17 protein-coding genes are annotated in these 18,404 nt (G+C 48.1%); 8 read left to right on the top strand and 9 right to left on the bottom strand.

The genetic code is table 11. The features are described from left to right. Nucleotides 1–158: 158 nt before the first annotated feature. From AC4BAP_RS01915 to AC4BAP_RS01905, 3 genes are all read left to right on the top strand, one after another. Complete coding sequence (locus AC4BAP_RS01915) at nucleotides 159–1,391, top strand: hypothetical protein (protein ID WP_490580921.1); 1,233 nt, start codon at nucleotides 159–161, stop codon at nucleotides 1,389–1,391. Between the two features lie 18 nt (nucleotides 1,392–1,409). Further along, nucleotides 1,410–1,946: a hypothetical protein gene (locus tag AC4BAP_RS01910; RefSeq protein WP_490580920.1), complete on the top strand. Its 537-nt coding sequence runs from the start codon at nucleotides 1,410–1,412 to the stop codon at nucleotides 1,944–1,946. A gap of 334 nt (nucleotides 1,947–2,280) precedes the next feature. Continuing rightward, nucleotides 2,281–3,087: a YybH family protein gene (locus AC4BAP_RS01905; protein WP_490580919.1), complete on the top strand. Its 807-nt coding sequence runs from the start codon at nucleotides 2,281–2,283 to the stop codon at nucleotides 3,085–3,087. A gap of 49 nt (nucleotides 3,088–3,136) precedes the next feature. Here AC4BAP_RS01905 and AC4BAP_RS01900 read toward each other — a convergent pair whose 3' ends face one another. The 3 genes from AC4BAP_RS01900 to AC4BAP_RS01890 all read right to left on the bottom strand — a co-directional run bounded on the left by AC4BAP_RS01900 (nucleotide 3,137) and on the right by AC4BAP_RS01890 (nucleotide 6,623). Beyond that, a complete protein-coding gene (locus AC4BAP_RS01900) occupies nucleotides 3,137–4,003 on the bottom strand; it encodes a RelA/SpoT domain-containing protein (RefSeq protein WP_490580918.1) in 867 nt (288 codons plus the stop codon). Between the two features lie 124 nt (nucleotides 4,004–4,127). Next, the gene (locus AC4BAP_RS01895) at nucleotides 4,128–5,570 is read right to left on the bottom strand and encodes an aldehyde dehydrogenase (protein WP_490580917.1); all 1,443 of its coding nucleotides are present in this window, start codon (nucleotides 5,568–5,570) and stop codon (nucleotides 4,128–4,130) included. Between the two features lie 264 nt (nucleotides 5,571–5,834). Further along, the gene (locus AC4BAP_RS01890) at nucleotides 5,835–6,623 is read right to left on the bottom strand and encodes an SDR family oxidoreductase (protein WP_490580916.1); all 789 of its coding nucleotides are present in this window, start codon (nucleotides 6,621–6,623) and stop codon (nucleotides 5,835–5,837) included. Between the two features lie 122 nt (nucleotides 6,624–6,745). On the opposite strand from AC4BAP_RS01890, the gene AC4BAP_RS01885 reads away from it, so the two are divergent. Together AC4BAP_RS01885 and AC4BAP_RS01880 are read left to right on the top strand one after the other, a co-directional pair. Next, nucleotides 6,746–7,273 carry a 3-hydroxyanthranilate 3,4-dioxygenase gene (locus AC4BAP_RS01885; RefSeq protein ID WP_490580915.1) on the top strand — a complete coding sequence of 176 codons (528 nt, stop codon included), beginning with the start codon at nucleotides 6,746–6,748 and terminating at the stop codon, nucleotides 7,271–7,273. Between the two features lie 242 nt (nucleotides 7,274–7,515). Then, entirely contained in the window at nucleotides 7,516–8,601 is a 1,086-nt protein-coding gene (locus AC4BAP_RS01880) for an amidohydrolase family protein (protein ID WP_490580914.1), read from the top strand. A gap of 448 nt (nucleotides 8,602–9,049) precedes the next feature. On the opposite strand, the gene AC4BAP_RS01875 is transcribed toward AC4BAP_RS01880, so the two are convergent. Continuing rightward, entirely contained in the window at nucleotides 9,050–9,889 is an 840-nt protein-coding gene (locus AC4BAP_RS01875; RefSeq protein ID WP_490580913.1) for a hypothetical protein, read from the bottom strand. Nucleotides 9,890–10,014: 125 nt separating this feature from the next. Between AC4BAP_RS01875 and AC4BAP_RS01870 the strand changes: the two genes are divergently transcribed. Further along, nucleotides 10,015–10,998 (top strand): isopenicillin N synthase family dioxygenase, encoded by a 984-nt coding sequence (locus AC4BAP_RS01870; RefSeq protein WP_490580912.1) that lies wholly within the window; start codon nucleotides 10,015–10,017, stop codon nucleotides 10,996–10,998. 63 nt (nucleotides 10,999–11,061) lie between these two features. Next, nucleotides 11,062–12,234, top strand: a complete 1,173-nt coding sequence (gene chrA, locus AC4BAP_RS01865; RefSeq protein WP_490580911.1) for a chromate efflux transporter — start codon at nucleotides 11,062–11,064, stop codon at nucleotides 12,232–12,234. A gap of 248 nt (nucleotides 12,235–12,482) precedes the next feature. Here the strand turns inward: chrA and rfbA are convergent, their stop codons facing one another. The 5 genes from rfbA to prmC all read right to left on the bottom strand — a co-directional run bounded on the left by rfbA (nucleotide 12,483) and on the right by prmC (nucleotide 17,155). Continuing rightward, complete coding sequence (gene rfbA, locus AC4BAP_RS01860) at nucleotides 12,483–13,364, bottom strand: glucose-1-phosphate thymidylyltransferase RfbA (RefSeq protein ID WP_490580910.1); 882 nt, start codon at nucleotides 13,362–13,364, stop codon at nucleotides 12,483–12,485. A 126-nt stretch (nucleotides 13,365–13,490) separates the two neighbouring features. Then, nucleotides 13,491–14,540 (bottom strand): dTDP-glucose 4,6-dehydratase, encoded by a 1,050-nt coding sequence (gene rfbB, locus AC4BAP_RS01855; protein ID WP_490580909.1) that lies wholly within the window; start codon nucleotides 14,538–14,540, stop codon nucleotides 13,491–13,493. Nucleotides 14,541–14,542: 2 nt separating this feature from the next. Then, nucleotides 14,543–15,580, bottom strand: a complete 1,038-nt coding sequence (gene galE / locus AC4BAP_RS01850; RefSeq protein WP_490580908.1) for a UDP-glucose 4-epimerase GalE — start codon at nucleotides 15,578–15,580, stop codon at nucleotides 14,543–14,545. Nucleotides 15,581–15,603: 23 nt separating this feature from the next. Further along, entirely contained in the window at nucleotides 15,604–16,179 is a 576-nt protein-coding gene (locus AC4BAP_RS01845; protein WP_490580907.1) for an acyltransferase, read from the bottom strand. Between the two features lie 121 nt (nucleotides 16,180–16,300). After that, nucleotides 16,301–17,155 carry a peptide chain release factor N(5)-glutamine methyltransferase gene (gene prmC / locus AC4BAP_RS01840; protein WP_490580906.1) on the bottom strand — a complete coding sequence of 285 codons (855 nt, stop codon included), beginning with the start codon at nucleotides 17,153–17,155 and terminating at the stop codon, nucleotides 16,301–16,303. 181 nt (nucleotides 17,156–17,336) lie between these two features. Here prmC and ribD point away from each other — a divergent pair, with 181 nt between their 5' ends. Beyond that, nucleotides 17,337–18,365, top strand: coding sequence for a bifunctional diaminohydroxyphosphoribosylaminopyrimidine deaminase/5-amino-6-(5-phosphoribosylamino)uracil reductase RibD (gene ribD, locus AC4BAP_RS01835; protein WP_490580905.1), 1,029 nt, complete (start codon nucleotides 17,337–17,339; stop codon nucleotides 18,363–18,365). Nucleotides 18,366–18,404: the final 39 nt, after the last annotated feature.

Raw genomic sequence — 18,404 nt, 5'->3', positions numbered from 1 at the left:
AAGATGATCTTAAACCTCAAACAGAAGAAAACATTTTAATCTGAGAGGCAAAAGAGTATTTTATCAAAAACTTAAACACCGAACCAAATGGCACAGATGTAAATAGTGGAAACCCTAGAATACCTGGCTTCAAAAATCCAGATTGGCAAAAATCATTTGTGAAACAAACGTCTATTGGGCCAGTTGTTGTAATACCTGTTTCAACTCCGGAAAATATGTATTATAAGACTGGAAACATGTACATAAGCTTAAAAGACAAGAGTAATCTTGTAATGTACCGCAATAAAGATGGAGTAATGATCACTGAGTTCGTTACTCATATGCCTGATGCAGAGTATATACAATCAGGTGATAACAATAAGTCGTTTTCAGGAAAGATAGTTATAGAAGAGTGGAATGGTAAGGCCAAAAATGGATTTCTGTTTGCTGATAATAAAGTATATATTTCTAAATCAGGAAGACTATCATCTGAGGTCAATCAAGTTCAAACGGCCGGTGACCGAAATGCAGTTAACGGATGGGAAACGTATTGTACAACAACTGACTACTACTCTTATACTGAATACAGAACACCTACTTATGAAGGTAGCTATACAGATTGCTATACTGTTTATATTGACGAACCTCTACAAAGCCTTATGCCAGCTGATTATGATTATAGTGGTGGAGGCGGTGGCGGAGGAGGTGGCGGCTCATTAGAACCTGCTCAACCATTACCTTGTTCTGAAAAAGACAAATTAAGCACCAATGCTGCTAACTCCACTATTTCTGCTCAAAACAACCAAATATTAAATGATACACAGGCCAATAATAACACGGTAGAGTATGGGACGGAACAGAACTTAACATCAGTACCAGGAAATACCTATGTTAATACTTCTGTGCGTACCGATGGTAAAGCAAGCACATTTACACCTAAATTTACCTGGAATTCTCAGAATGGGTATACAATTGGTGCATCACATAGTCATACAGGTCATGGTGCTCCTTCTCCAGCCGATGCTCTGTGGCCTATAAGCAATATCAATAATCCTCAATTAGTTGGTGCTAACGGACAGGCTTACTATAAAGACAATGTAAGTGTAACTGTTGTAACAAACGGCGGCATCTTTATACTTACTGTAAAAGACTGGGGGGCAATTGAACAGCATTATTGGAATTTTTATGCTGATTGGTATACAGAGCAAGCTGGCAACCAAATCTATAGAGATTATGCTTTCGATTACAAATCAAAGAATATTACAGCCACTACTCAAGAAATGACAGCTTATGCATTATTGAAAATGTATGGAAATGCTATTAACTTATATAAAGCACCTGCAGGGTCTACAAAACTTCAACCTCTTCAAATTGATAGTCAAGGGCAGCTTACAACTATGCCTTGCGTATAACCTTAACAATATATTAAGATGAAAAAAATAATAGCACTTACAATAATTGGTTTGTTGGTTTATGTTAATGTTTTTAGCCAGCAGCAGGCAACCATTCACAATACTGTTACTGTAACCTTACCAATAAACGTTGAAAAATTAACAAAAGAGAAACTTACTGCCCTCAAACCAGATAAGGGCAAATCCTCTCCTATCTCCCATGAGCATTTTAATGGTGAGACCTATAAAGGAAAGGACATTCTAATACAGTTAAATGCCGGTTCAATTGCCCCAAAGCCTAATTACTTGGAACAAGAGAAGGCAGGAATAGATTACCTCCTCAGCTTGTCTCAACCTCAAGTATACAGCTCTTCGATTAAACATTATCATAACCAATCTGTGGTAGTCGCTAACTTTGAAGATGCTGGAAGAGATAAGGGCTACTTCTTGTTCAGGAGTTACAACAGAAGCGGTGACAGCATATTAGTAGGGACGTTAGAATATAACAAAGGCAATAGAGAAGCAGCTGAAAAAGCTTTAGATGAAATTATTAAAAGCATCAAGTTTAAAAAATAAAAAAGTATCTATATTAATCCATTCCTTAATTGCTAACGGGAAAGCATCGAATTTTGCTTCTCCCGTTAGCAATTCTTTTTTTAATAAAGCCTCTTGTGAGTTATTGTCTTAAGGTCTCAAGTTTTAAAAGACGTTGGCTACTATACTTGCTGGTGAAAACACGCAGCAAGGGCTGGCAGAGTAAATTTTAATAAACTCTAAACAGGCTAGTTATTACGCTTGCTTCACTGCAACTAAAACAATAAACATCTAAAAGTTAAGCAGTTAATGTGACAGCGAACGAGAATTAAGCTTATATTTGGGTTACTGTACAACACGGCAAAAGCCTAAAACTATGAAGATTACCATATTACTTCTATCCGCATTTATGATGGGCACATTTCAAGCCAGCAACACTCCCCGCGACAAGGCTTTGGAAAGCCTGGCTAACGCCGAACGCGCATTTTCTGCCACCTCCGAGGCAAAAGGGTTTCACCAGGCGTTTGTTGATCACTTAGCTGAAGACGGGTTAGTATTTGCACCCAATCCCACTAATGGCCGAAAGCTGCATGCCGCCGCACCACCAAGCAAAGCCTATCTATCCTGGTACCCAGCCTATGCCGATATCTCCAGCTCCCTGGATTGGGGTTATACTACCGGACCTTATCAACTAAAACCAAGTGCCGAAGACGACAAAGTAGTGGGAGCAGGTTTCTACCTATCGGTTTGGCGCAAGCAGCCGGATGGGCAGTGGAAGGTAGCCATCGACATGGGCAACTCTTTCTCTCCTGAGCTTTTAAAAGAAGAAGCCTACCAGCCAACGCCTGCCAGTAAAAAAGCTAAAAAAGTAAAAGGCACTAAAGATGAACTGCTATCCAAGGATGTACAGGCAGTGCAGCCATACTTCGCAGAAACCCTGATCTACCGCCACGGGGAATACCCTTACAAGTATAAAGATGTGGTAATAGAGCCAGCCTCCAATGTGGTTTACACCAACCTCGGGCATGAACTTTCGCCGGCCGCCGACATGGCCTACACTTATGGCAGTTACATACAACCAACCAGTAAAAGCGAAGTGGCAGGCCATTACTTGAAAGTATGGAAGATAGTGGACGGAGAATGGAAATTAGTGGCGCATAACCTGGTGCCGGATAAAAAGTAAGGCTGGATTAAGAGTGTTTGCTAACTGCTTTGCAAGAGTATGATTCAGGTTATTTTTTTGCCGTTATGCGGGCAATACAAGTATAAAGTTGTTGTTTTTCTTCTTTCTGTAAAGGCAGGTCATCTACATAGGCACAAAGTTCTGCGGCAGCATCTTCCAATACCGACTCTTGCTTGCAATGTGCTATCAGCTGCGTAAACTTCCGCATATGCGTTACCAGTTCATCAGATTTGTCGGTTAGTGTATTCAGCAGTTGCAGCATGCAGTCCAGCAGTTCGCTGTTGTCGTGGTCCGGGTAACGAATGGTGTGGTCTATCTCGCTCCAGCCTTCCTCAAACAAGGTTCGCAACTGTATTTCCACAAAGTACTGCCGCTTGTCTGGCTTGGTTTCTATTACAAAATGCACCCCCTGATAGCCGGAAGGATGCCCTAATATCTTGCATCCGTACCGCTCATAACCTGGCAGATAAATACTGCTTTCCTTGTTCTTTACATAGGCATACGGCACTCGCTTCAGCTCCCACTTGCTTTGAATATATGTGGCTATACTTTCCCAGTCTTCTTTATACAGATGCAGTACCCGTACACCAACCAGATCGTTTAGCAGCTCCATGTAATTGTGCACAGTGGTTTCTCTGCGGGGGTATTCGCGCCTTTTCCGGACGATTTTCTTCAGCAAATGCTCGGGGTCTTTTACCCGGAACTTTACACTATGCACGCCCTCAGCATTCATCAAAGTACGTGAGATAAACGCGCCAACATCTTCCAGCTCTGTTTGCCTTTCCAGGTAATCGTTGTAGATCTCGGCCAGCTGTTCCGGCTCTATGCCTAAAGCGCGTATTTCCTCCTCACTTTCGTCAAGCACAGAAAGTATAAAGGGCACTGTGGCTTTATGTTCGGGTATGGAGTTACTCATTACACGGAGGTGATTAAAGGCCCTCCTGTAAAAGTATAATCATTTTGCAGCCTAAATGTTACGAAAAAGCCCTTAAAGCCTGTAAAGTTCAATCCTATAAACGCTCCATCAAACTTGACTTGCCTTACAGCTTTACACAGATATTTTGTGGCTCCGTAAAGAAACGCAATGCCTCAAAGCCGCCTTCACGGCCCACGCCAGAGCTTTTCATACCCCCAAACGGTGTGCGCAGGTCGCGCAGGAGCCAGGTGTTTATCCAGACGATGCCCGAGTGAATTTGGTGTGCCACACGGTGTGCACGGGTTAGGTTTTGCGTCCAAATGGTGGCAGATAGGCCATAGGCAGTGCAGTTGGCATACTCAATCACCTCTTCCTCGGCATCAAACGGGATGAGCGTAACAACCGGCCCAAAGATCTCCTCGGTATTGGTGCGACACTCCGGCGACAAGCCTTCGATAACCGTAGGGGCAATAAACCATCCGTCTGCGCAGCGTCCTTCCAGTTGCATGCGGTACCCTCCGGCAAGTATGGTTCCTCCCTCCTCTTTGGCAAGCTCAATATAAGATAGCACTTTTTGCATGTGCTGCTCCGACACCACCGCACCCACCTTGGTTTCGTCTTCCAATGGGTCGCCTACAGTCAGGGCTTTCACCTTCTCGATAAAAGCTTCTTTAAACTTATCGTAAAGTGGGCGTTCTATAAATATGCGTGAGCCACACAGGCAGATCTGCCCCTGGTTTGCAAACGATGAGTGCACAGAGGTGAAAAGCGCATTGTTAAAGTCGCAGTCAGCAAAAATGATGTTCGGGTTCTTGCCGCCAAGCTCCAGCGAAAGTTTCTTGAACATGGGCGCAGCCGTGGCGGCTATACTTTTTCCGGTGGTGGTGCCCCCGGTAAACGAGATAACCGGCACCTTCGGGTGCGCCACAATAGCTGCGCCCACTTTATGCCCGTAGCCATGCACAATGTTCAGTACACCTGCCGGCAAGCCCGCCTCCATGCAAAGCTCAGAAAGCAAGTAAGCTGTCATGGGGGTAACCTCTGATGGCTTGGCTACCACACAGTTACCGGCAGCCAGGGCAGGGGCAATCTTCCAGGTAAACAAGTATAAAGGCAGGTTCCAGGGCGAGATGCAGCCTGCAACGCCATGCGGATGGCGAATAGTATAGTTTATAGCATCGGTACCCTCCATATAATGTGCCTCCGTGGCAAAGTGCTGGATGGCGGTGCCGTAAAAGCGCATGTTGCTGCTGGCTCGTGGTATATCCACAGTCTTAGCAAGCTTCAAAGGCTTGCCATTGTCAATCGATTCGGCTTCGGCCAAGCGGTCCAGGTTCTGGTCTATCAGGTCAGCAATGCGCATCATGATCTGCCCGCGCTTTTCGGCTGGCGTTTTAGCCCAGGCCGGAAAAGCTGCCCGCGCTGCCTTTACCGCTTCCTCAACGTCCTGCTCATCCGAGTCCGGTATATATGAGTAAAGTTCGCCTGTGGCCGGGTTATAGTTGTTAATGTACTGTCCTGCCACCGGCTCTACCAACTGGCCGTTTATATAGTTCTGAAGCTTCACTGCTGAGTAATTATGAATTAGAAATTATGAATTAAAATGCCGGGTCTAACCACCCCTAACCCCTCCTTATCTAAGGCGGGGAATTATACTTACTTTCTCATCTGTCATCTCGACGATAGGAGAGATCTGAATAGTAAATGGAAACACACCCCTACCCCTCTCAAGAGGGGAATAAGTTATGTGAAGATTCCCCGCCTTAGACAAGGAGGGGTTAGGGGTGGTTGGATTCCCATTTAAATCTATTTAAACGCCTTAATCTGTGGTCTACAAGCATCCCGTTCTACCACCATCCACAGGCACGTTAATGCCATTGATGTAAGCTGCTGCTGGTGTGGCCAGAAAGGCGGCGGCTGCGGCAACTTCCTCTGGGTCGGCAAAGCGGCGGGCAGGTATCTCTGATACCATCTCCTGCTCTGTGGATTCTATACTTACACCTTGCTTTTTGGCCTTGTTCTCGATAATAGTTTCTAAGCGGCCAGTTCGGGTAGCGCCTGGCAACACGTTGTTTACGGTAATGCCGAATTGCCCTAACTCATTTGCCATGGTTTTAGCCCAGCTGGCTACAGCCCCACGAATGGTGTTAGAAACCCCAAGGCCATGCAGCGGCTGTTTTACCGATGTGCTGATGATGTTGATGATGCGGCCATACTTTGCCTCTTTCATACCCGGGATCACGGCCTGCGCCAATGTATGGTTATTGATCAGGTGCATGTTAAAGGCATTCGTAAACTCCTCTAATTTGGCATCGGCAATAGGGCCGCCGGCAGGGCCACCCGTGTTGTTTATAAGTATGTGCACTGTTGGCTGCTGGCTCAGGTATACCTGCATTTTCAGGGCCACATCCCCCGGACTGGCAAAGTCTGCTACAAAGTAGTCGTGTTTCTGCCCTTTGCTTGTATCCAACTCCTTTACAGCTTCTTTTAGCTTTTCTTCGTTGCGTGCGGCCAGCGTAACATTTGCTCCCAGGCTTGCCAGCTCCAAGGCAATGGCTTTACCAATACCCTGCGTGCTGCCGCAAACTATCGCGTTTTTATTAGTGAGATCTAAGTTCATAGGCTAAATTTACTGAAAAGGCTTTAAACTTTCATACTTCTTCAGCCGGGCACTTATACTTCTGTTACCATTTTTGTTTGCTTTTGCGTACCTTCAATCTATCAACCTAACAAAGCAAAACTATGGCTATAGCAAAACCTTTCAACTTTAAGCAATGGATAGACGAACACCGCCACCTGCTTAAGCCCCCGGTTGGCAACCAGCAGGTGTTTAAAGGCAACGACGACTTTATTGTGATGGTGGTGGGTGGCCCCAATGCCCGAAAGGATTACCACTACGACGAAGGCGAGGAGTTTTTCTACCAGTTGGAAGGCGATATTGTGCTCAAGATCATCGAAGACGGCAAGCCTGTGGATATCCCGATAAAAGAAGGTGAGATTTTTCTGTTGCCGCCACGTGTACCGCACTCTCCGCAACGCCCTGCCAACACGGTGGGCCTGGTAATAGAGCGCTACCGCAAGCCCGGCGAAAAAGACGGGTTTCTGTGGTTTTGCGAAAACTGCGGCAATAAGTTATATGAAGAGTATGCCGATGTTACTGACATTGTAGAACAGCTCCCAAAGATCATGAACAATTTCTGGGAAAGCGAAGAACGTCGCACCTGCAATGTTTGCGGAACTGTTATGCAGCCTCCGGTAAAGCCAGCATAAGTTTTAAACCAATTCATAAAGTCAGAGCATGTGCCCACACGTTTAGCGGTAGGCATATGCTCTGACTTTTTGTTTACAGGGTTGCGTATAACCTCAATAATGCTCTAAACACGCTCCTTTTATACTTTTGTACATATGATTCTTTCCCCTGAACGTGCGTAAAAAGTATAAAATGATTATCTTGTTGGATTGCCTAATTTTCCGGCAGCCTAGTTAGCATCATATTTTGCCTCTTTTACCAAATGCAGGAAACAAAACATACTTCGCCTATACTTACCGAGCACGATCTGCTTAAGATCGATATACATACCCATATTCTGCCTGCTACCTGGCCAAACCTGCGCGAACGCTATGGCTATGGTGGCTTTATCAGGTTGGAGCACCACAAGCCCTGCTGTGCCCGCATGATGATGGATGACAAGTTTTTCAGGGAGATACAGGACAACTGCTGGGACCCCAAAGTACGCATGCACGAATGCAGCCAGCACAGAGTGGGCGTACAGGTGCTGAGCACGGTGCCGGTCATGTTTAACTACTGGGCCAAACCGGAGCACACGTATGACCTGTCCAAGTTTTTGAACGACCACATTGCCGGCATTGTAGCCGATTACCCTGACCGCTTTATTGGCCTTGGCACCCTACCGATGCAGGACACTGCGCTTTCAATAAAAGAGCTGGAGCGCTGTGTAAAGGAGTTGGGAATGCCCGGCGTGCAGATTGGCACCAACATTAACGGAATGAACCTGGATGCTCCGGAACTGTTCCCGATATTTGAGGCAGCCGAAGAGCTGGGCGCAGCCATTTTTGTACACCCCTGGGACATGCTAGGTAAAGACCGCACTGGCAAATACTGGATGCCCTGGCTGGTAGGCATGCCCGCCGAAACTACGGTGGCCATCTGCTCTATGATCTTTGGTGGTGTGCTGGAACGCCTGCCTAAACTGCGGGTGGCTTTTGCGCATGGCGGAGGTTCTTTTCCGGCCACTGTTGGCCGCATTGCACACGGCTTTGAGGTACGCCCCGACCTTTGCGCCATCGACAACAACGTAAACCCACGCGAGTACCTGGGCAAGTTCTATTTCGACTCGCTGGTGCACGACCCGCTGGCACTGGAATACCTTGTAAATTTAGTAGGCGCCAACTGCATTGCCCTCGGCACCGATTACCCTTTCCCGCTGGGTGAGTTGGAGCCGGGCAAACTGATCGAGTCCATGCCATATGACCTGCCCACAAAGGAAAGACTGTTAAACGGAACCGCCCTGGAGTGGCTTAACCTGAAAAAAGAACTGTTTGTGCCCAACACAGCAAAGCACCGCGAGAAAGTATAGCCTGATACTGTCAATTTAATAACCAAACAAAGCTGATCTGGGCATCCTTGCCCGGATCTTATTCTGCTGAGGACTTCATTGTCCGCGTTGTACACCAAAACGGGGATTAGGAAATCCCCGGCAGAAAGCTTCCGGACTAAGAAGTCCGTAAAAGCCTTTGAATATATAACTAAAGTTGCAATTCACCCACCCCTAAGAACTACGCTCGCTAGCTCAAAACGCTCGTTTTGGCTAGTCCAGAGAAGGAGAATTCAGCTCGTGCATATAATTCCCCTCTTGAGAGGGGCGCAGGGGTGTGTTTACAACTGCCTGGTTTATCATATATCGCAACTTGAGTTATAAACCTGGCTCAAGTACACTTATGATACTTTGATATAAAGCAAAAGCCGCCTGCTCTGGAACATTCCGGAGCAGGCGGCTTTTTATACTTTTATACTTTGCCTTAAGGCTATTGTGCTCTTAAAGTAAAAGTACGCGTTACGCTGTTATATGGGCCTGGTATCAGGCTGCCGTTGTTGTCTATCAGTTCCAGCTTGATCGTGTTCTCACCCATCGGCAAGCCTTCCATAATATGCGGCATCCATTTGTCAAGTATAAACTCGGTGCCGTTTATAGTAGCGCGCACTTTGTTTCCGGTCTGCGACAGGTCTGTATTTACCAGGTAGAAGTCCAGCATTACCTGCTCGGTATCCTTGCCCACATACTCGCCTTTAGGGCGGCTGTAGAACATGTGCGGCGCGTTCATGTCAAACTCCATACGCTCTGCAGGCTTGCCGGCCGTTACCATGCGCAGGTCGTAGGCGCCTTTGTGCTTCAGACTCTCGTGGTAAGACCTGGACAGGAACGAAAGTATAACGTGATCGCCTTCTGCAAGATCTTTCGTAAATTCTGTTTCGTAATGCGCCGTGTAAGGCTCGTTATCCACAATGTTGTGTATGTGCTGCCCCTCCTGCGAGTTTGCCAGGTGCTCTGCGTTAGAGTGCGGCGTCATGCGGGTAAGCTGGAAGTTAGACAGGTCGTAATCAAACTGAACCGGACCTGGCTCCACCACGCCACCTGCCGGCGGCACATTTAATCGTAATTGCGACTCAGGGTATTTCTGCGAATCATCGAAAGCAAAAACACGCAAGCCGTTCTTACTCATAACAGCTCCTGTAGGTGTAGGGCCACCACCCCTGACTCCGGAAACTGCACTTTGCGATTCGTTCTCCTGTGTCTGGCGGGCGGTATCACAGGCAGTAAAACCCAGCACTAAGGCTGAGCATAGTAGCAAATACGTTTTTTTCATGAATTTAAGGTTTGTTAGCAATGCAGCTAATTTAATGATTTTATTTTTCTTTGTATATTTGCATGTTTTGCGCAATTCAAATAGAATTACGTGGAGAGTTCCAAAAAGTATACAGAAATAACTATATGAGCGAGATTTTGTTTGATGAGATTCCTTCTCTGGACTTAGCAGATTTCACATCAGGAGATGCGGAAAAAAGGGCTCAATTCGTAAAGAGACTGGGTGATGCATACCAGAACATCGGTTTTATTGCATTGCGCAACCACGGCCTTAGCGACGACCTGACTGAAAGATTATATGCCGCTACTAAGAAGTTTTTCTCCTTGCCGGATGAGGTAAAAGAAAAATATGAGAACCCTGAGCTTGCCGGCCAGCGCGGCTACGTAGGCAAAGGAAAAGAGAAAGCAAAAGGCTTTAACACCGGCGACTTGAAAGAGTTTTACCATGTGGGCCAGGAGCTTAGCGATATTCCGGACAGCGATCCTATTAAAGAAGAGTACCCTGAAAATATTTTCCCGGAGGAAGTGCCGGAGTTTAAAGAAGTAACCCTTGAGGCTTACAGAAAACTGGAGGCTGCCGGTAAAGAGGTATTGCGCGCTATCGCCATCCACCTTGGCCTGGAAGAAAACTACTTCGACGATAAAGTTAAGTTTGGTAACAGCATCCTGCGCCCAATCCACTACTTCCCGATCGAGGATCCGGATAGCGTGCCAGCAGATGCCGTAAGAGCTGCCGAGCATGGCGACATTAACCTGATCACTTTATTGATGGGTGCCAGTGCAGACGGATTGCAGGTGCTTCGCCGCGACGGCCAGTGGATTCCGATCACTGCCCTGCCAGAGCAGGTAATTGTTAACGTTGGTGACATGATGGCGCGCTTAACAAACAATAAACTGAAGTCTACTATCCACCGTGTGGTTAACCCGCCGCGCGAGCTGATGCACACTTCACGCTTCTCTATCCCGTTCTTTATGCACCCACGTTCTGAGATGGACCTGACTTGCCTGGAGAGCTGCATAGACGAGAAACACCCGAAAGCTTACCCGGATGCAACAGCAGGTGAGTACCTGAATGAGCGCCTGGTAGAGCTTGGCCTAAAAAAAGCATAAATTTATAAGCAATAAATTAAAGAGAGATGGCGAAAGCTGTCTCTCTTTTTTTATTTTTATAGGATGAGTTTGCGCTACTATATCTTTCTGAAAGATGTTTTGATCCTGGCCCTTACCGCTTTCGGGGGCCCACAAGCGCATATTGCTATGATGTTTAAGCTGCTGGTAGACAGGCGCCGCTACCTTACCGAGCAGGAACTGATTGAACTGAACGCCCTTTGCTCCATACTTCCTGGCCCAACCTCCACCCAAACCATCACAGCCATCGGCTTTAAAATAGGCGGACCCAACCTGGCTTACCTTACCCTGCTGATCTGGATAACACCGGCAGCTACCATTATGGGTATAGCCGCCATTGCCATTTCATACTTACAGGACCAGGGCATCTCTCTCAAGTTCCTGAACTTCATTCAACCCATGGCGGTGGGCTTTGTGGCCTACGCCGCCTACATGATCAGCTCCAAGGTTGTGAATACCAAAACCGGGATTGTGCTGATGATGATCTCGGCTATACTTGCCTATTTCTTCAGCTCTCCGTGGGTATTGCCGCTGTTGCTTATTGCAGGTGGTGCTGTAACGGCCCTGCGTTTTCGCCAACACCCCGAAGAAAAGGACAAGAAACTACGTATAGAGTGGGCCAACTTTATACTTTATGTAGGAGTGCTGGTTACCGCTGCGGCCCTGGGTGCCTTTACTTCATCGTTGCCGGTGCGTTTGTTTGAGAACTTTTACCGTAATGGAAGCCTTGTGTTTGGCGGCGGACAAGTACTTATCCCGCTGCTTTACGCCGAGTTCGTGGACTTTAAGCACTACCTTACCGGTGAGGAGTTTCTTTCGGGCTATGCTATTGTGCAGGCATTACCAGGCCCAACTTTCTCCTTTGCCTCTTTTGTGGGTAACCTGGCCATGCGCAGGTTTGGGATACCGGGGCAGCTGTTGGGCTCTTTTGTGGCAACAGTGGGTATCTTCCTGCCGGGCACTTTTCTCATCTTCTTTGTTATCCGTTTCTGGGATGAGCTTAAAAAGTATAGAGTAGTACGCGCCTCTCTGGAGGGTGTAAGTGCCGTGAGTTCCGGCATGGTAGTCGCCGCAGCTATACTTCTTTACCATCCTGTAGAGAATACAATCCTTAACTTCAGTATTGTGGTGGTTACTTTTATACTATTGATGTTCACCAAAATACCGCCGCCTATACTTATTCTTACAGGTTTGGTGTTGGGTATCGTGATTTATTAGCCAATAGTCTTAACTGCTTCTATAAGTCATAAAAAAAACCGGCCCAGTTACACTGGCCGGTTTTTTTTATGACTTAACTCAAGTTGCGGTATACGATAAACCAGGCAGGTGTAAACACACCCCTGCACCCCTCTCAAGAGGGGAATTACATGCACGAGTAAAATTCCCCTCCTCTGGACTAGCCAAAACGAGCGTTTTGAGCTAGCGAGCGCAGCTCTTTGGGGGTGGGTTAATCGCAACTAAAATTTTTATACTTTGCTTAGCTGCCTTTCCTTCAGGATTCCTAGCAAGTAGTCGCCGTAGCCGCTCTTGCGAAGTGGCTCCGCGATGCTGCGCAGCTGCTCCTCGTTAATAAAGCCCATGCGCCAAGCCACCTCCTCGATACAGCCGATCTTCAGGCCCTGCCGCTCCTCGATCACCTGCACGAACGTGGCCGCCTGCATCAGCGACTGAATCGTGCCCGTGTCGAGCCAGGCCGTGCCGCGGTCAAGTATACCCACCTTTAGTTTACCTCTGCGCAGGTACTCTTTGTTCACGTCGGTTATCTCGTACTCGCCGCGCGCGCTCGGCTCCAGGTTCTTGGCAATCTCCACCACGTCGTTGTCGTAGTAGTAGAGGCCCGGCACCGCGAAGTTGGACTTGGGCTCTTTTGGCTTCTCCTCTATCGAGATCACGTTGTTGTCCCCGTCGAACTCCACTACGCCGTATCGCTCCGGGTCGTGCACGTGGTAGGCGTACACCACGCCGCCGTCCGGGTCGTTGTTGGCCTGCAGCAGCTTGCTCATGCCCGAGCCGTAGAAGATGTTGTCGCCGAGTATAAGCGCTACCTTGTCATCGCCGATAAACTCCTCGCCTATCACGAAGGCCTGTGCCAGGCCGTTGGGCACCTCCTGCACCTTGTAGCTGAACTTGCACCCGATCTGGCTGCCGTCGCCCAGCAGGCGCTCAAACATCGGCAGGTCGTGCGGCGTAGAGATAATCAGGATCTCCCGGATGCCCGACAACATTAATGTTGCCAGCGGGTAATAGATCATCGGCTTGTCGTAAACCGGCATCAGCTGCTTGCTCACGGCCAGCGTAAGCGGGTGAAGCCTTGTGCCGGATCCCCCGGCAAGTATGATTCCTTTCATGTTCGTTGCTCGTTATTCGTTGTTCGTTGCTCGTTGATAATTCTGTTTTGCCATTACTCGTTTCTTGCTGGCTGCTGGTACTTCCCGGCAATCCGCAAAAACCAAATAACGATAAACGAACAACGATTAACGATGTATATACTGCTGCTCGTAATAGCTTTGGTAATTGCCGGAGGTTACGTTCTCCAGCCATCCGGTGTTTTCCAAGTACCAGTCCACGGTCTTGCTCAGGCCCTCCTCAAAGGTAACCGACGGCTTCCAGCCCAGCTCATCCATCAGCTTGCTTGAGTCGATGGCGTAGCGCAGGTCGTGGCCGGCGCGGTCCTTCACAAACGTGATCAGCTTCCTGGAGTGGCCTTTCTCGCGGCCCAGCTTCTCGTCCATCTGGTCGCAGAGTAGCTCGATCAGGTCCAGATTCTTCCACTCGTTCACGCCGCCGATGTTGTAGGTGTCACCCACCTTACCTTCATGGAAGATGACATCGATGGCGCGGGCGTGGTCCAGCACGTAGAGCCAGTCGCGCACGTTCTCGCCTTTGCCGTATACCGGCACCGGCTTCTCGTTTCTGATGTTGTTGATGGCCAGCGGGATCAGTTTCTCCGGGAAGTGGTTCGGCCCGTAGTTATTGGAGCAGTTCGATATTTTGATTGGCAAGCCATATGTATGGTACCAGGCACGTACAAAATGGTCTGAGCTTGCCTTGGAGGCAGAGTACGGAGAGCGCGGGTCGTAAGGCGTTTCCTCTGTAAACAATCCGTCCTCACCAAGCGAGCCGTACACCTCGTCGGTGGAGATGTGATAGAACAGGTGGTTTTGCATGTTATCTGCCCAGTGCTTTCTGGCCGTGTTCAGCAGGTTCACCGTCCCGATCACGTTTGTCTGCACAAAGGCCAGCGGGTCCGCGATGGAGCGGTCCACGTGCGATTCGGCCGCCAGGTGAATCACCGCGTCGAACTTGTTGGCCGTGAAGATCTCCTCCAAAAAGTCAGCGTCCACGATGTCGCCTTTCAGGAAAGTATAGTTCTGCTTGTCCTCGATGTCGGCGAGGTTGGCAAGGTTTCCTGCGTAGGTCAGCTTGTCGAGGTTGTAGATCTGGTAGTTCGGGTACTTGTTTACGAACAAACGCACCACATGCGAGCCGATAAAGCCAGCGCCGCCGGTAATCAATATTTTCATGCTTATACTTTTGCTGATTCTTTTTGTAGAGATAATTGCCAGTCCCAGGCGCTTTTCATGGCCTGCTCCAGGGTGCTGGTTGTTTTAAAGCCCAATACTTCTGTTGCCAGGGTTACATCGGCATAAATTTTAGGCACATCACCTGCACGGCGCGGCCCGATCTTATAATTCAGCTCTTCGCCGGTGGCTTTTTCAAATGCCTTTACAGCCTCCAGAACCGTGTTGCCAGTGCCAGTGCCCACATTGTAGAATTCTATACTTTCAGCTTTGTTCTGCAGCAGTCTTGCCACAGCGGTAACATGCGCTTTTGCTAAATCCACTACATGGATATAATCACGGATGCAGGTTCCGTCCTGTGTGTCGTAGTCGTTACCAAAAATGGTGAGCTGCTGCCGTATACCTGCCGCTGTTTGCGTGATAAATGGCACCAGGTTGTTTGGTACACCCAATGGCAATTCGCCAATTTTAGCTGATGGGTGTGCCCCAATCGGGTTGAAGTAGCGCAGGGCTATACTTTTAACCTCACTGCCGCTTGCAGCCAGGTCGGTTAAAATCTCTTCACATACTTTTTTGGTGTTGCCGTATGGTGAGTTGGCCTTTTGCACAGGCGTTTGCTCTGTAACCGGCAACGTATCCGGAATGCCGTAAACGGTGCACGACGAAGAGAAAACCAGGTTGTATACCTTCTGCTCCTCCATCACCTGCAACAGCGTAACCAAAGACCCCACGTTATTGTGGTAGTACTTCAGCGGCTCTGCCACCGACTCGCCCACTGCTTTATAGGCCGCGAAGTGGATTACACCTTTGATATTCTCTTCCTGCTCAAAAACACCACGCAATGCAGCGACATCATTACAGTCTATCTTATGGCAAACTATTTCTCGGCCAAGTATAGCCTTGATGCCATCCAACGCACTCTCCTCTGAGTTAGAGAAGTTATCCACAATAATCGGTTCATAACCCGCCTCAACCAACTCCACCACTGTGTGTGAGCCAATATAACCTGCACCTCCGGTTACGAGTATTTTGTCTTTTGCCAAAATTTTAAAGTTTGTTCTGTTATTTATTCAGCTATTAATTCACATTGTCCGGAGCACAGCCGGTATTTTTCCCCAGTTTCAGGGCATACAGCCTCACCGTCCGGACCAAAATCCAGTTTATGACCGTTGCGGCTCACCCAACCGTGCTGCACGGCAGGCACTCCGTACGCCAGCGCAAAAGCCGGTACATCTTTCGTAATTACTGCCCCTGCTCCCACCATGGCATACTGCCCTATTTCCACGCCGCATACCACTGTGGCATTGGCTCCTATACTTGCCCCTTTGCGCACAAGCGTTTTCCTGAACTCATTTTTCCGGTTCACGAAACTGCGCGGGTTCATCACATTGGTAAACACCATCGAGGGACCCAGAAAAACATCGTCCTCGCAAATAACGCCGGTGTAAACAGACACATTGTTCTGCACCTTTACGTTGTTGCCCAGCACCACTTCCGGCGAAATCACCACGTTCTGGCCAATGTTGCAATCCTCGCCAAGCCGGCACCCCGACATCAGATGCGAAAAGTGCCAGATTTTAGTGCCCTTGCCAATAAGGGCCCCCTCGTCTAATACCGCCGACTCATGTGCAAAATGGTCCATCTGTGTGCTTAGTGTTTTGTAAAGTATAGGCCATAAAGCACATACGCCTTCGCACTTTACACTGGCAAAGATACAAGTTTATAGTATAAGTATGATTTTCTGGTAAGTAAATCAGGCTTGCTTACTTTGTGCCTTTTACAATGCGGTCCTTGCCGAACAGGTCTTTTATTACTTCGGCACTTTTATAACCATGCTCCAGCAGCAGTTGCTTTACTTCCTGGCCATAGCGTTCGTTTATCTCAAAGTATAAGTTGCCGCCTTCTTTCAGCAGCTCCATCGCCAGTTCAGTTATCCGTTTGTAGTATTTAAGCGGGTCGCTGTTCAGGACAAAGAGTGCCAGGTGGGGCTCATACTTCAGCACATTGGCGCGCATCTGCTCCTTTTCCATTTCCAGCACATAGGGCGGGTTACTCGTGATGATATCCAGGGAACCCGGAGCTATACTTTGCACGGGCTCAAACACATCCTGGTGCAACCACTTTACTGGCAGGTTATACTTTGTACCGTTTATCTGGGCCACTTCCAGGGCGCCATCCGATACCTCCAGCCCATACACCTGCTCCACGTTCAGGGTTGACGCCAGCGCCAATGGTATACAGCCGCTGCCGGTGCACACATCCAGCACATGCAAGCCACGCTGCCCTTCGTGCTCCTTCACCACCAAGTCAACAAGTTCCTCTGTTTCAGGGCGGGGTATCAGGGCACGTTTGTCTATAAACAGCTCCAGTCCATAAAAGTATACTTCTTCCAGCACATACTGAATTGGTTCGCTGTCCTGCAGCCTCTTTATTGCCTGTTTTACCTGCTCTTCCTGGGCAGGGGTTAAGGGCTTGTCCTTTTTCAGGCTCAGCTCCAACTTAGACTTCTGAAGCACATGCTCCAGCAGCCGTTGTGCTATAGCTCCGGCCTCAGGCTCCGGATAAGCCTCCTGAATGTTTTCCCTGATGAGCTGACGAGTTTCCTGTACGGTGGCCACGGTTATACTTGCTTTATTTTAGAATTAGGTATCTTTGCAAAAGTAGGTTTTTGAGAATTATGAACTACGAATTCTCAATTAAGAATTACGAGTGGATGTAGTGAAGGGGTTGATCCATACTTTAACTCATTAATACTCCACCTCTTTAACTTTCTAACTCTTTACCTCTCTAAGTCAAACTATGTCCGACGAACTGTACATGCAACGCGCGCTGGAACTGGCCAGTTTGGGAAGCGGCTACGCCAGCCCTAACCCCATGGTGGGTTGCGTGATCGTGCACGATGGCCAAATAATAGGAGAAGGATGGCACCAAAAGTATGGAGGACCACATGCAGAAGTAAACGCCGTGGCCGCTGTTGAAGACAAAAGCCTACTGCCCAAAAGCACTGCCTACGTAACGCTGGAGCCATGCTCCCATTATGGCAAAACACCGCCCTGCGCCGATTTGCTCATAAGCCATGGCATAAAGAATATCGTGATCTGCAACACTGACCCTAACCCATTGGTGGCAGGTAACGGCATTAAAAAGCTATTTGATGCAGGTGCTCAGGTTCGGGTAGGGGTACTGGAGGAACAGGGGCTTGAACTAAACAAACGCTTCTTCACATTCCACAGCAAAAAGCGACCGTTTATACTTTTAAAGTGGGCCGAAACAGCCGATGGTTTTATAGCCGGAGTTAACTATAAGCAGGAGCAGATAAGCGGAAAGCTAGCGCAAAGGCTGGTGCATAAATGGCGAACAGAGGAACAAGCCATACTTGTTGGCAGCCGCACCGCAATGCACGACAACCCCCGGTTAAACTCGCGCCTCTGGCTCGGACAAAACCCGATGCGTTTGGTGATTGACAAGCAACTACAACTTCCCCACGCCCTGCATTTATTTAATAAAACGCAGCCAACAGTGGTATATAACTTTATAAAACAGGAGGATCAGGAGAATTTATACTTTGTGCAGCTACAGGAACGGGAACCTTTGCTACCACAGATCATGCAAGACCTGCATCAGCGCAACATACTTTCTGTACTGGTAGAGGGCGGCACTTACCTGCTGGATAGCCTGTTGCAAGCCGGACTGTGGGATGAAGCAATCGTATTTAAAAGCAAGGATAAAACTCTAGGCAGCGGCATTAAAGCACCAAGTATGATACATGGCCAATTACTCGATACTCAAACCTTAGGCCCTGACCAGCTGTTGTATTACCGAAATTAGTTATTGGTTGATGGTTATTAGTTGTTGGTTGTTAGTTGG

Source organism: Pontibacter sp. GD7 (assembly GCF_058216375.1).
Note: the sequence above shows the minus strand (reverse complement) of the source record. Positions and strands in the feature narration are given on the sequence as shown.

What these genes read in the sequence shown, in the direction of transcription:
- ribD (WP_490580905.1), top strand. Translation starts at nt 17,337, where the DNA reads ATGTCCGACGAACTGTACATGCAACGCGCGCTGGAACTGGCCAGTTTG.
- rfbA (WP_490580910.1), bottom strand. Translation starts at nt 13,364, where the DNA reads ATGAAAGGAATCATACTTGCCGGGGGATCCGGCACAAGGCTTCACCCG.
- AC4BAP_RS01880 (WP_490580914.1), top strand. Translation starts at nt 7,516, where the DNA reads ATGCAGGAAACAAAACATACTTCGCCTATACTTACCGAGCACGATCTG.
- AC4BAP_RS01875 (WP_490580913.1), bottom strand. Translation starts at nt 9,889, where the DNA reads ATGAAAAAAACGTATTTGCTACTATGCTCAGCCTTAGTGCTGGGTTTT.
- AC4BAP_RS01890 (WP_490580916.1), bottom strand. Translation starts at nt 6,623, where the DNA reads ATGAACTTAGATCTCACTAATAAAAACGCGATAGTTTGCGGCAGCACG.
- rfbB (WP_490580909.1), bottom strand. Translation starts at nt 14,540, where the DNA reads ATGAAAATATTGATTACCGGCGGCGCTGGCTTTATCGGCTCGCATGTG.
- chrA (WP_490580911.1), top strand. Translation starts at nt 11,062, where the DNA reads ATGAGTTTGCGCTACTATATCTTTCTGAAAGATGTTTTGATCCTGGCC.
- AC4BAP_RS01900 (WP_490580918.1), bottom strand. Translation starts at nt 4,003, where the DNA reads ATGAGTAACTCCATACCCGAACATAAAGCCACAGTGCCCTTTATACTT.
- AC4BAP_RS01910 (WP_490580920.1), top strand. Translation starts at nt 1,410, where the DNA reads ATGAAAAAAATAATAGCACTTACAATAATTGGTTTGTTGGTTTATGTT.
- AC4BAP_RS01905 (WP_490580919.1), top strand. Translation starts at nt 2,281, where the DNA reads ATGAAGATTACCATATTACTTCTATCCGCATTTATGATGGGCACATTT.
- AC4BAP_RS01885 (WP_490580915.1), top strand. Translation starts at nt 6,746, where the DNA reads ATGGCTATAGCAAAACCTTTCAACTTTAAGCAATGGATAGACGAACAC.
- AC4BAP_RS01870 (WP_490580912.1), top strand. Translation starts at nt 10,015, where the DNA reads ATGAGCGAGATTTTGTTTGATGAGATTCCTTCTCTGGACTTAGCAGAT.
- AC4BAP_RS01845 (WP_490580907.1), bottom strand. Translation starts at nt 16,179, where the DNA reads ATGGACCATTTTGCACATGAGTCGGCGGTATTAGACGAGGGGGCCCTT.